General features: G+C 37.0%; 14 protein-coding genes. 12 read left to right on the plus strand and 2 right to left on the minus strand.

Annotated elements, in window-relative coordinates; translation table 11 throughout:
* The first annotated feature begins 7 nt into the window (after positions 1 to 7).
* The 9 genes from hisD to trxB all read left to right on the plus strand — a co-directional run bounded on the left by hisD (position 8) and on the right by trxB (position 8,226).
* Positions 8 to 1,282, plus strand: coding sequence for a histidinol dehydrogenase (hisD, locus tag NiCM35_RS06325; protein WP_095330361.1), 1,275 nt, complete (start codon positions 8 to 10; stop codon positions 1,280 to 1,282).
* Between the two features lie 17 nt (positions 1,283 to 1,299).
* Positions 1,300 to 1,887, plus strand: coding sequence for an imidazoleglycerol-phosphate dehydratase HisB (gene hisB / locus NiCM35_RS06330; protein ID WP_095330362.1), 588 nt, complete (start codon positions 1,300 to 1,302; stop codon positions 1,885 to 1,887).
* The gene (gene hisH, locus NiCM35_RS06335) at positions 1,888 to 2,511 is read left to right on the plus strand and encodes an imidazole glycerol phosphate synthase subunit HisH (protein ID WP_095330363.1); all 624 of its coding nucleotides are present in this window, start codon (positions 1,888 to 1,890) and stop codon (positions 2,509 to 2,511) included.
* A gap of 5 nt (positions 2,512 to 2,516) precedes the next feature.
* Positions 2,517 to 3,242 carry a 1-(5-phosphoribosyl)-5-[(5-phosphoribosylamino)methylideneamino]imidazole-4-carboxamide isomerase gene (gene hisA, locus NiCM35_RS06340; RefSeq protein WP_095330364.1) on the plus strand — a complete coding sequence of 242 codons (726 nt, stop codon included), beginning with the start codon at positions 2,517 to 2,519 and terminating at the stop codon, positions 3,240 to 3,242.
* 26 nt (positions 3,243 to 3,268) lie between these two features.
* Entirely contained in the window at positions 3,269 to 4,027 is a 759-nt protein-coding gene (gene hisF / locus NiCM35_RS06345; RefSeq protein WP_095330365.1) for an imidazole glycerol phosphate synthase subunit HisF, read from the plus strand.
* Positions 4,024 to 4,665 (plus strand): bifunctional phosphoribosyl-AMP cyclohydrolase/phosphoribosyl-ATP diphosphatase HisIE, encoded by a 642-nt coding sequence (gene hisIE / locus NiCM35_RS06350; RefSeq protein ID WP_095330366.1) that lies wholly within the window; start codon positions 4,024 to 4,026, stop codon positions 4,663 to 4,665. Before hisF ends, hisIE begins: the two co-directional genes overlap by 4 nt.
* Before the next feature lie 206 nt (positions 4,666 to 4,871).
* A complete protein-coding gene (locus NiCM35_RS06355) occupies positions 4,872 to 6,389 on the plus strand; it encodes a tetratricopeptide repeat protein (protein WP_095330367.1) in 1,518 nt (505 codons plus the stop codon).
* Between the two features lie 394 nt (positions 6,390 to 6,783).
* Entirely contained in the window at positions 6,784 to 7,140 is a 357-nt protein-coding gene (locus NiCM35_RS06360; protein ID WP_433778970.1) for a MerR family transcriptional regulator, read from the plus strand.
* A gap of 135 nt (positions 7,141 to 7,275) precedes the next feature.
* Positions 7,276 to 8,226, plus strand: a complete 951-nt coding sequence (gene trxB / locus NiCM35_RS06365; RefSeq protein WP_163187462.1) for a thioredoxin-disulfide reductase — start codon at positions 7,276 to 7,278, stop codon at positions 8,224 to 8,226.
* Between the two features lie 225 nt (positions 8,227 to 8,451).
* On the opposite strand, the gene NiCM35_RS06370 is transcribed toward trxB, so the two are convergent.
* On the minus strand, positions 8,452 to 8,781 hold the full coding sequence (locus NiCM35_RS06370) for a hypothetical protein (protein ID WP_095330370.1): 330 nt from the start codon (positions 8,779 to 8,781) through the stop codon (positions 8,452 to 8,454).
* Positions 8,782 to 8,848: 67 nt separating this feature from the next.
* The gene (locus NiCM35_RS06375; protein WP_433778972.1) at positions 8,849 to 9,337 is read right to left on the minus strand and encodes a nuclease-related domain-containing protein; all 489 of its coding nucleotides are present in this window, start codon (positions 9,335 to 9,337) and stop codon (positions 8,849 to 8,851) included.
* Positions 9,338 to 9,506: 169 nt separating this feature from the next.
* Between NiCM35_RS06375 and NiCM35_RS06380 the strand changes: the two genes are divergently transcribed.
* Genes NiCM35_RS06380 through NiCM35_RS06390 form a run of 3 tightly spaced genes read left to right on the plus strand, consistent with a single transcriptional unit; the run spans position 9,507 to position 11,812 of the window.
* Positions 9,507 to 9,965 carry an NUDIX hydrolase gene (locus NiCM35_RS06380; protein WP_047943777.1) on the plus strand — a complete coding sequence of 153 codons (459 nt, stop codon included), beginning with the start codon at positions 9,507 to 9,509 and terminating at the stop codon, positions 9,963 to 9,965.
* Positions 9,966 to 9,986: 21 nt separating this feature from the next.
* Complete coding sequence (gene rapZ, locus NiCM35_RS06385; RefSeq protein ID WP_047943778.1) at positions 9,987 to 10,859, plus strand: RNase adapter RapZ; 873 nt, start codon at positions 9,987 to 9,989, stop codon at positions 10,857 to 10,859.
* A complete protein-coding gene (locus NiCM35_RS06390; protein ID WP_095330372.1) occupies positions 10,856 to 11,812 on the plus strand; it encodes a gluconeogenesis factor YvcK family protein in 957 nt (318 codons plus the stop codon). The genes rapZ and NiCM35_RS06390 overlap by 4 nt, the downstream gene beginning before the upstream one ends.
* Positions 11,813 to 11,832 lie beyond the last annotated feature (20 nt).

The raw sequence follows: 11,832 nt of genomic DNA on the forward strand, positions 1-11,832 counted from the left end.
ATTCTAGATGCGAATTGTGACAGATATAGAGAATATTAGTTTAAAACGCTCTGTTGATGCAGGTACGGAAGAACAGCGAAAAGCGGTTCGGGAGATTATGGGACAGGTAAAAAGAAGTGGTGACCAAGCTTTAATCGAATATACAAAAAAATGGGATGGAGCTGAATTGACAAGTCTTCGGGTGAAGAAAGAAGAGCTAGCAGCTGCTTACAATTATGTAGACAAGGAAATGGTTTCGATTATAAAAGAGGCGGCCGCAAATATTAAAGAATACCATCAAAAGCAATTGAAAACCTCATGGGATTTTACCCAAGAAAATGGCTCTGTTCTTGGTCAACGGATTCTCCCATTAGATTCCGTTGGTGTTTATGTTCCAGGGGGAACAGCAGCTTATCCTTCGTCTGTATTAATGAATGTCATTCCAGCATTAGTTGCAGGAGTTCAGCGGATAGTTATGGTCTCGCCGCCGAATGAAAATGGAATTCTCCCGAGTGCTGTTTTAGTAGCAGCTGATATTGCTGGGGTAAAGGAGATTTACAAAGTGGGGGGCGCTCAGGCTATTGCCGCATTAGCGTACGGGACGGAATCAATTGAGAAAGTTGATAAGATTGTCGGTCCTGGAAATATCTTTGTTGCCCTTGCCAAAAGAGAAGTTTTTGGCGATGTTGCTATTGATATGATTGCAGGACCAAGTGAAATTGCCATCATAGCTGATGAAACAGCAAGTGCAAAAGAAATTGCTGCAGACTTATTATCACAGGCAGAGCATGACGAAAGAGCTTCCTCTGTTCTCGTTACTACTTCCATTTTATTGGCTGAGGAAGTCTCTCGAGAAGTGAAGCAGCAGTTAAATGATTTGCCACGTAAGGAAATAGCGGAAAAATCAATTGATCAATATGGATTAATCGTGGTTGTAGAAACGTTAGATAAGGCTGTCGCTGTCATCAATACTATTGCGCCAGAACATTTAGAAATCATAACAAAAAATCCATACGTTCTCCTCGACCATATCCGTCATGCAGGATCTATTTTTATAGGAAGATATAGCTCAGAGCCAGTCGGGGATTATTTTGCTGGAACAAACCACGTATTACCTACAAATGGAACAGCAAGGTTCTCCAACCCACTAAACGTGGATGATTTCCAAAAAAAATCTAGTATCACACATTACAGTGAAGCAGCATTTAAAGAAAACGCTCATAAAATAGCCAAGTTTGCCCGCTTAGAGGGATTGGAGGCTCATGCAAGAGCCATAGAAGCGCGATATGACGACCTGGAATAATAAAAGGAGGAAGGAAAATGGCAAGGACAGCTGCAATTAGTAGAAAAACAGGTGAAACGAACATTCAGTTATCTTTTAATGTAGACGGAGAAGGAGTTTCTGAACTAGACACAGGTGTACCATTTATGAATCATATGCTCGACTTATTTACCAAACATGGTCAATTTAATTTAACAGTTCAAGCGAATGGAGATATTGAGGTAGATGATCACCATACAACAGAGGATATTGGGATATGTTTAGGATTGGCCATAAAAGAGGCGCTCGGAGATAAAAGAGGGATTAAGCGCTATGGGAATAGCTTTGTACCAATGGATGAAACATTGGCACAAGTGGTTATCGATTTAAGCAACAGACCTCATCTAGAATTCCGAGCAGAGTTTCCAAATGATAAGGTAGGAACCTTTGATACAGAACTGGTACATGAATTTCTCTGGAAACTAGCGTTAGAAGCTAGAATGAATCTGCACGTTATTTTGCACTATGGGAAAAATACCCATCATATGATCGAAGCGATCTTTAAAGCGATGGCTCGTGCATTAGATGAAGCCACGACGATTGACCCAAGAATTAAAGGAATTCCTTCCACGAAAGGAATGCTGTAAATGATCGGAATTATTGACTATGGAATGGGGAATTTGTTCAGCGTAAGTAAAGCATTAGAAAGATTAGGTGCTCCCTATTTTATTTCAGAGGATAAAGATAAATTACTTCAGGCAGATGCATTGATTCTTCCAGGTGTCGGAGCGTTTAAAGATGCAATGGAAAAATTAAAGAAGACGGGCCTATCTGAAATGATTTCTGTATTTGTTGATAGTGGGAGGCCTTTGTTAGGCATTTGCTTAGGGATGCAGTTATTGTTCGAATCAAGTGAGGAGCATGGATACAGTGAAGGGTTAAATTTACTACCTGGAAAAGTGGTTCGTTTTCCTGGCATTACAGAAAGTGGTGCGGCCTATAAGGTTCCTCATATGGGCTGGAATAAGTTGCATTTTAAAAGAGAGTCTTTGGTCACATCTGATTTGGAAGATGATTTCGTTTATTTTGTGCACTCGTATTATGCAGATACTAACGAGGGTGTTATTATAGCAAGCTGTTCCTATGATAAAGAGGTTCCAGCAGTAGTAGGAAGAAACAATGTGTTTGGCATGCAGTTTCATCCGGAGAAAAGTAGCAAATTGGGGATGCAATTATTAAGCAACTTTGCGAATTTAATACAGAAAGGATGAACAATATGACCTTCACTTTATATCCGGCCATTGATATGCGAGGCGGAAAATGCGTTCGTTTACAGCAAGGGAATTATGAAAAAGAAACAATTTATGGAGATTCACCATTTGATATGGCAAAAAGCTTTGTAGACCACGGTGCGAAGTGGATTCATATGGTTGATCTAGATGGTGCGAAGGATGGCAAGAAAGTAAATGATCAATTTGTCATTGATACAGCAACAAAATTAGGAGTAAAAGTGCAAATTGGTGGCGGTATTAGAAAAGAAGAAGATATTGTCCATTACCTTGAGAATGGGATAACAAGAGTAATAATTGGCAGTATCGCTGTTTCACAGCCAGACTTTGCGATGGAGATGATCCGCAAATATGGAAAGGGAATAGTGATAGGTATCGATGCAAAAAATGGATTTGTTGCGACACATGGTTGGCTGTCTACTTCAGAAGTAAAAGCAGTAGAACTTGGAAAACGCTTTGCAGATGCTGGGGCGGAAACTTTTATTTTTACGGATATTGCAACAGATGGAATGCTAAGTGGACCCAATGTTAAAGCGATTGAGGAAATGGCTCTGATAACGAAAAAAGAAGTGATCGCATCTGGCGGAATCAGCAGTATAAAAGATTTGAATCAACTAAAGAAAAGCGACTCTAGAGGTGCGATTATTGGTAAAGCATTATATGAAAAAAGATTCACGCTCCGAGAAGCGTTAGAACAATTGAATGGGAAGTAACTGGATATGGTGAGAGGAGTTTATTAATGTTAACAAAGCGAATTATTCCATGTTTAGATGTAAAAGAGGGACGTGTGGTCAAAGGAATTCAATTTGTTCAATTAAGAGATGCGGGGGATCCCGTTGAATTAGCGCGTTTCTATGATGAACAAGGAGCAGATGAGCTTGTATTTCTCGACATTTCTGCATCACATGAAGGTAGAAAAACGATGGTGGAGGTAGTAAAAGAAGTTGCATCAGAACTTGCCATTCCTTTTACTGTTGGAGGAGGAATAAACTCCCTAGAAGATATGAAGAAAATTCTGCGGGCTGGTGCCGATAAAGTATCTTTAAATACAGCAGCAGTGTTAAACCCTGCTTTGATTGAAGAGGGAGCTAATTTTTTTGGATCTCAATGTATCGTTGTTGCCATTGATGCTAAATATGATTCTGAGCTTGCCACATGGCGTGTCTATACTCATGGTGGTAGGAAACCAGTAAATAAGGATGTAATTACATGGGCAAAAGAGGCTGTGGCTTTGGGAGCAGGGGAAATATTGTTAACAAGCATGGATACGGATGGGGAGAAGAATGGATTTAACTTAGCATTAACCAAATCGGTAAGTGAGGCTGTTTCTGTTCCAGTTATCGCTTCTGGAGGAGCCGGTAACGCCGCTCATTTTGAAGAGGCATTTAAAATGGGCAAAGCTGATGCTGCACTTGCGGCTTCCATTTTCCATTATAAAGAAACATCCGTTTTGGAAGTGAAGAGCTATTTAAAGGAAAAAGGAGTGCTTGTACGATGAAATTAGATGAATTGAAATTTGATGAAAAAGGATTAATACCTGCTGTCGTACAGGATGTTGTGACAAAAGAGGTGTTAACCTTGGCTTATATGAATAAAGAATCATTAGAAAAATCCATACGCACCGGAGAAACATGGTTTTATAGCCGGTCTAGACAGGAATTATGGCATAAAGGAGGAACAAGTGGAAATACACAATCTATTGTAGAAATAAAATACGACTGCGATCAAGATGCATTAGTAGTGCTAATTCAACCGAATGGTCCCGCTTGCCATAATGGAACAACAAGCTGTTTTGTAGACAGCATGTATCAAAACAAAGCAAGGGATGTAATTTCAGCGGACTATCAAATTCTTGCTAATTTAGAGAAAGTTATTGAAGAAAGAGATATTAAGCGCCCAGAAGGTACCTATACAACGTATCTATTTGAAAAGGGGGTAGATAAAATTCTCAAGAAAGTTGGCGAAGAAGCGGCCGAAGTTATTATTGCTGCAAAAAATCGCGATGCAGAAGAATTGAAGTGGGAAGCATCTGACCTTCTTTACCATTTATTTGTCTTATTAAGAGAACAAAAACTGCCATTTTCTGAGATTTTGCAGGTGCTGGAAGCGCGCCATGAAGAAAAGACAGGGAAGTAAGCAAACTAGAGAATGGTTCATCTAGAGAGCCGCTCTCTTTTTTTGCTCCATCCATACATGTCTCCTTAAGTTAAATTTCCCCCTCTAAAAGTTTTTCCAAAAAGGCATTGACTCTTCTCGGATTTGTATTTAGTATGGTATACTTGTTGAGTTAATAGGAACTTTATAATGCAGCTTGATAAGGGAACATATATATTGGAGGATTTATGAATAAAAACTCAGATAGAGTACAACCAGTGGGTAAACTTATTACATTTAATCCTACAGGCGAATTTTATTTTAACAAAGGAATTAAGGCATATCATCAAAGAGATTATTATAAATCCCTTAAATATTTGCAAAGAGCACTGGCGTTAGAACCGGGAGAACCAATGATTGCATGTCAGCTTGCGGTCGTTTATGCAGATATTGGAGAATATCAAAAATCGAATGAACTTCTCCATGTTATTATTGAAGAATTAGATGAGGACATGGTTGAGTGTTATTATTTCCTAGCTAATAATTACGCCCATTTGGGATTTTTTAAAGATGCATATTATCATGCAAAACTATATTTAAGTTTGGATAAAGATGGGGAGTTTGTAGAGGATACAGAAGATCTTATGGAAGTGTTATCTCTCGAATCAGAGGAGCTCGAGGAAGAGGAAGCTAACGAGGAAGAAGATCTTATTACAAGACAGGAGCAGGCAAGGGCTTTGCTTGAATCTGGTAACTTTGCACAAGCTGTCGAAGCTTTAACAAAGATTATTCAAGATTATCCGGAATACTGGTCAGCATATAATAATTTAGCGTTAGCCCATTTCTATCTTGGACAATCGGAAAAGGCAAGTGAGATTTTGGAGCATGTTTTAACGAATAATATCGGAAACTTACATGCTTTATGTAATAAACTTGTATTTGCTTATTATCAAAATAACGATAGACATGTGAAAGAAATGGCTGCTATTTTAAGAAAAATCAACCCTATTTCTATTGACCATCAGTTCAAACTAGGAACTACTTTCGCACTTATTGGTGAATATGATACAGCCTATTTTTGGTTGAAGAAGATTTATAAACAAGGATTTCAGGGAGATGGTTCTTTTTACTATTGGCTATCTTATGCAGCTTATTACACAGGAAATAAGCAAACAGCAAAGAAAGCATGGAAAAAGGTAATGGATATCCATCCAGAAAAAGAAGGGCAAGAGCCTTGGAATAACTCGGAATATACAATCAATGGATTTGAGGAGCATGTAAGCTCCATTCTCAAAAGATTTGAAAGCAGCCATGCTGAGGAGCGAATGTTTGCTACTTTTTTAACTTCTATATCTTCTCAAAAAGATAAGATTTTGTCTTCTTCTGTTTTTCAGCAAGAGAATGCTTTTACACAAATAGAAAAAAAATATCGTGATTTTGTGAAAAATGGCACTGAAATAGAGGATCCATTTTTATATGTTGCACATCATACAGCCGAACAAATTTATACCAACTATCATCCAATTGGTACGGAAGAAACTAGCTTATATTTATTATGGTTTTCAGCTATCATGGAAATGCAAACAGAAGGAGCTTTATTTAAAAATTGTATTGCAAGTGCAGCTGCTATTGATTATCTGTGGAGTCAATCTCGAGAGAAGAAGAAAACTCAGCAAGAAATTGCCAATAATTATGGACTTTCTACCTCTACTTTACAAAAATATATAAAATCAATGAAGAATTTTATGCAGCCCATCTATAACTAAGATTCCATTATTTTGATGTTTTATGCATTTATTGAATAAATAGTAGGAAGAAGCAGTTAGGAGTTGGACTGCTTCTTTTTTATAAGCTTTAAAAAGATGACACATTAAATATATAATAAAAAGAGTTATAATTAATCTAACGATATGATGCATGATATGAAGTTTTCCATATAAGTAAAACCCATTTATTATTGCTTATACAGATAAAGGAAAGGATGTAGAGTGTATATGGAATAGGGATGTAACACCAAATAAGAACATGCCAAACCGATGTTTCATTTCAACATCAGACAATATTTATCCAATTTGTGACATTTTATCTCCCCTGTTTTAAAAGTAATTTGAATCGGTTCTTTCTTAAGTGAAAAGGTCCCAGTAAAAAGGAGAATTAGAAATGAAAATTGGGGAATTTGTAGCGTTGTTAAATACAACAAAAGATACTGTTCGGCATTATGAAGAGCTAAATTTATTAAAACCAAATTGGCAAAATAATAAAAAGGAATATAGTGATAAAGAAATCCTCGACTTTCAAGTGGTAAATGAGTTGAAAAAATATGGTTTTTCCTTAAAAGATATTCAGAAAATCTCTTCTTTAAAAGAGGCAGTGGATTATGGGGATAAGCAATTAATTGGCCAAGTTCATCAAATTTTAACGGGACAATTAGAGAAGCTGCTGCAAGAGGAAAGCGAAATACGAGAACGTCGGCTGATTTTAGAAAATGAAGCAAAGAAATTAAAGAATTTATTATAATAATTTATGAGCAGATATTTGGACGGATAGGGGATTGTTTTATAGGATAGTAATAGATAATCATACTTATAATAATAAATGGACAATGTGGATTCTATCATCTAATAGGTAGTTAATGGAAAAGGAGTTTTTAAAATGACGGAAGAAAAAATTTATGATGTTATTATAATTGGAGCAGGTCCAGCTGGAATGACAGCTGCGGTTTATACATCTCGTGCTAATCTTTCTACATTAATGATTGAAAGAGGAATACCAGGCGGGCAAATGGCAAATACAGAAGATGTAGAAAATTTCCCTGGATTTGAAAGTATCTTAGGCCCTGATTTATCCAATAAAATGTTTAATCATGCGAAAAAATTCGGTGCTGAATACGCATATGGTGACATTAAGGAAATAGTGGATGGAAAAGAATATAAAACAGTAAAAGCTGGATCAAAAGAATTTAAAGCAAGATCTATTATTATTTCAACAGGTGCAGAATATAAAAAAGTTGGAGTTCCTGGGGAAAAAGAATTAGGTGGACGCGGCGTATCTTATTGTGCTGTTTGTGATGGAGCATTCTTTAAGAATAAGCGATTATTCGTTATTGGCGGCGGAGATTCAGCTGTTGAAGAAGGGGTATACTTAACTCGTTTTGCTTCCCAAGTTACCATTGTGCACAGACGTGACGAATTAAGAGCACAAAAAATCTTGCAAAAAAGAGCGTTTGATAATGAAAAAGTAGACTTTATCTGGAATCATACCATTAAGTCCATTAATGAAAAAGAGGGCAAAGTGGGCAGTGTGACACTTGTTTCGACAGTAGATCAGTCCGAGCAAGAATTAGAGGCAGATGGTGTCTTTATTTACATTGGCATGGTTCCATTATCTAAACCGTTTGAAAGCTTAGGGATTACCAATGAAAATGGTTATATTGAAACAAATGACCAAATGGAAACAAAGGTGCCTGGTATTTTTGCAGCTGGTGATATTCGTGAAAAAACACTTCGTCAAATTGTTACAGCAACAGGAGACGGAAGTATCGCCGCGCAAAGTGCACAACACTATGTAGAAGAGCTAGCTGAAGAGTTAAAACAACAAGCATAAGAAAGTGTCATTGTGTTTTAATTGGAATGTAACAGTAGTGAAACATAGTTAGGGTATCATAGAAATAGAAATTGACCCCCTTTTAAGATATATTTTTTAGCATAGGCCCAAACATGGAGCCTATGCCTTTTTTTATGGATTTTACTCGATTTAGTAGGATTTGGCTGATAAATGTTATTTTTCGCGAATTTAAGAGGTGATTACGCGAATATAGTGTAAGTACTTCTATTCATTCCCAAAAATCTTTTGTAGGGTAATAAATTTTCCCTCGATTTTCACCTGTATAAGGTAATTCATCGAGACAAGAAGTCGATTGGCGGTATCTTTGGAAGAAATATGGACGAATTCACGAAATTCCTTACTGGTTATAGAAGGTTTGATTAAAAGAAAATAATCTTTCACTGCTTTAATAAGGGGTTTTTTATCAAATGCCGTGCAATGAACGCCTGTTATAATATCTTCTTTACTTAAATTGTATTTTTTCAATAAATTAGTATGGTCTGGAGTGTGATGCTTGTTGCGGGAATTTGGAGATTTTGCGAAGGCTCTTGTCATCGAGAATATTTCCTTTGTAATTGATCCCATTTTTCAAGAAAACTATGACTGTGGAGAACATGATTTTTTATCGAGGGATTGCCTTTATGATAGTAGAAGGTTTGGATATAATAACGATTGGCTTGATAGGAGGAATAGGAAAGTGGCGTTTTTGTAAGAACGATTCTAGTTGGCGCTTTAATCTTTTCATTTGAGAGATGGGATCCAGGTAGCCCTCTTCTTGATTATTTCGAATTCGGGTAAATTGGTTTAAAGTTGTATCAAATAGTAATGTGCCTAAATAGTTTTTACAATCAATGATAATAAAAAAGCAATGTGTCAACAAGAGATAGTCTATTTGAAAATAAGATTTTCCATCGTATAAACGAAGATTATGAATAATAAAGCATTCCTTCTCAGGGATAAAATCGAGATAATAGGTTAGGTACTTTTCTCCTTTATAGCCGCGTAAATAAATCGATACATCTTTTTTGATGGACGAATGTTTATCTCCGCGTTTTAAGAGTGCTTCTAATTTTCTTACCTTTAAATCCTTTTTAACAGGGTTAACATACAAGACTATCCACATCCTTTTCTAAAGATATATAATCATTTCTCTATCAGGAATAAAGAATCCTTCATAATTGGAAAAGGCAATTTATTGTGGGGGCATGACAATAATAGTATAATAAAAGGAATGGATAAAAAGCAGTGCCTACATATAGAGAAAATTGGGGTGAATAATTTTGCAACGTGTGACGAATTGTTTGTTACTTAAAGATAATAAAGTCTTATTGCTACAAAAACCAAGACGTGGCTGGTGGGTAGCGCCTGGCGGAAAAATGGAGCCGGGAGAATCTGTTAGAGATTCCTGTATTCGTGAGTATAGAGAAGAAACAGGTATTTATTTACGAAATCCTAACATCAAAGGAATTTTTACCTTTATTATTAAAGAGGGAGATAAGATTATATCGGAGTGGATGATGTTCACCTTTTTCTCTACGAATGCAGATGGTGTCAATGTAGACGAATCAGCTGAAGGGAAAATTGTCTGGCACGATTTAGATGATGTGAAAAATTTGCCAATGGCTGAGGGCGATTATCATATTTTAGATTACATGATCCATGGAAATGGAATAATCTATGGAACATTTACTTATACACCAGATTTCGAATTAATTAGTTACCGATTAGATCCAAGCTAAAGATTTATAGGGGGAATTAAAATGGAACCACAAGTCGTAATCATCACAGGTATGTCAGGAGCAGGAAAAACAGTTGTTATTCAAAGCTTTGAAGACTTAGGCTTTTTTTGTGTGGACAACTTACCGCCTACACTTTTACCTAAGTTTCTCGAACTTATGAAAGAGTCGGAGAATAAGATGAATAAGGTTGCTCTTGGGATGGATTTGCGGGGGAGAGAATTTTTTGATGATTTGTTCACTGCACTAGATGATTTGGCAACTTCCTGGGTTGTTCCCAAGATCCTTTTTCTAGACGCTGATGACAGTGCCCTTGTTAGAAGATATAAGGAGACTAGAAGAGTTCATCCCCTTGCACCGGCTGGGCTTCCTTTAGAAGGAATTAAATTGGAACGAGAATTGTTAGAAGAGCTCAAAGGAAGAGCGCAAATTATTTATAATACATCACAAAGCTCACCGAGAGAACTTCGTGAAAAGATTCTAAAAGAATTCTCTGTTAATAAACAATCTATCTTTACTGTAAATGTGATGAGTTTTGGATTTAAACATGGACTTCCTATTGATGCGGATTTAGTATTTGATGTGCGTTTTTTACCAAACCCTCATTACGTTGAGCATATGAGACCGAAAACTGGATTAGACGTAGAGGTATCCAGTTATGTATTGAAATGGACGGAAACAGGCCAATTTTTAGAAAAAGTCATTGATTTATTAACATTTATGCTGCCTCAATATAAGAGAGAAGGAAAATCGCAGCTAGTTATTGCGATTGGCTGTACTGGGGGACAGCATCGATCTGTTGCATTAGCTGAGTATATCGGCCATCATTTTGAAAAAGAATATAATATTGCTATTGCTCACCGTGATATGGAGAGGAGAAAGGACCAACAGGCATGAGTGAAAAGGAACAGCCAAGAATTGTAATCATCGGGGGAGGAACTGGCCTTTCTGTGCTTCTGCGTGGATTGAAAAAGTATCCAGTAGACATAACGGCAATCGTAACAGTAGCCGATGATGGAGGAAGCTCTGGAAGATTAAGAGAGGATCTCGATATCCCTGCTCCTGGAGACGTTCGTAATGTGTTAGCCGCGTTATCGGATGTCGAGCCCTTAGTGGAGGAAATGTTTCAACATCGCTTCACGAATAGCAAAGATTTAGATGGACATTCATTAGGTAACTTAATCTTAGCGGCCATGACTTCCATTACTGGTAACTTTACCTATGCGATTCAAGAAATGAGCAAAGTACTTAATGTCCGTGGTAAAGTATTACCTGCGACTAGTCATAGTGTTATCTTAAATGCGGTAATGGAAGATGGATCGATTGTAATAGGGGAGTCTAATATTCCAGAGGCTGGGAAAAAGATAAAAAAAGTTTTCCTAACCCCCGAAGATTCTGAGCCGCTTCCTGAAACGATACATGCTATCGAGCAAGCCGATTTAATTGTGATGGGGCCTGGAAGCTTATATACTAGTATCTTACCAAACTTAGTCGTTCCAGAAATCAAAGCGGCAGTCCGAGAAGCGAAAGCGAAAAAAGTCTATGTGTGCAATATAATGACACAAGCAGGAGAAACGTCCGATTATACGGCAAGTGATCATGTGAAGGCACTATATGAACATGTAGAAAAGCCATTTATTGATACAATAATCGTGAACAAAACGAATATTCCTGCAAGTATACAACAAAGATATGATGAAGAAAAAGCAAAGCCTGTGGTTTTTGATATTAATCGGCTGGAACGGATGGATTTAGATGTAATAGCTGGTGATATCATTAAGCTTGATCAAGGTGTTATTCGCCATAATACTCTAGAAGTGGCGAAAATTCTCTATTCAATTATCGATTGAAAGAAGAGTAACTTTTTAGA

The sequence above is a fragment of the Niallia sp. M35 genome (genome assembly GCF_050971705.1).
In the GTDB taxonomy this organism is placed as follows: Bacteria; Bacillota; Bacilli; order Bacillales; family Cytobacillaceae; genus Niallia; species Niallia circulans_A.

Excerpts from the sequence above, each read along its gene's own strand:
- hisH (WP_095330363.1), top strand. The coding sequence starts at position 1,888 with ATGATCGGAATTATTGACTATGGAATGGGGAATTTGTTCAGCGTAAGT.
- trxB (WP_163187462.1), top strand. The coding sequence starts at position 7,276 with ATGACGGAAGAAAAAATTTATGATGTTATTATAATTGGAGCAGGTCCA.
- NiCM35_RS06360 (WP_433778970.1), top strand. The coding sequence starts at position 6,784 with ATGAAAATTGGGGAATTTGTAGCGTTGTTAAATACAACAAAAGATACT.
- rapZ (WP_047943778.1), top strand. The coding sequence starts at position 9,987 with ATGGAACCACAAGTCGTAATCATCACAGGTATGTCAGGAGCAGGAAAA.
- hisF (WP_095330365.1), top strand. The coding sequence starts at position 3,269 with ATGTTAACAAAGCGAATTATTCCATGTTTAGATGTAAAAGAGGGACGT.
- NiCM35_RS06390 (WP_095330372.1), top strand. The coding sequence starts at position 10,856 with ATGAGTGAAAAGGAACAGCCAAGAATTGTAATCATCGGGGGAGGAACT.
- hisA (WP_095330364.1), top strand. The coding sequence starts at position 2,517 with ATGACCTTCACTTTATATCCGGCCATTGATATGCGAGGCGGAAAATGC.
- hisIE (WP_095330366.1), top strand. The coding sequence starts at position 4,024 with ATGAAATTAGATGAATTGAAATTTGATGAAAAAGGATTAATACCTGCT.
- hisB (WP_095330362.1), top strand. The coding sequence starts at position 1,300 with ATGGCAAGGACAGCTGCAATTAGTAGAAAAACAGGTGAAACGAACATT.
- NiCM35_RS06355 (WP_095330367.1), top strand. The coding sequence starts at position 4,872 with ATGAATAAAAACTCAGATAGAGTACAACCAGTGGGTAAACTTATTACA.
- NiCM35_RS06370 (WP_095330370.1), bottom strand. The coding sequence starts at position 8,781 with ATGACAAGAGCCTTCGCAAAATCTCCAAATTCCCGCAACAAGCATCAC.
- hisD (WP_095330361.1), top strand. The coding sequence starts at position 8 with ATGCGAATTGTGACAGATATAGAGAATATTAGTTTAAAACGCTCTGTT.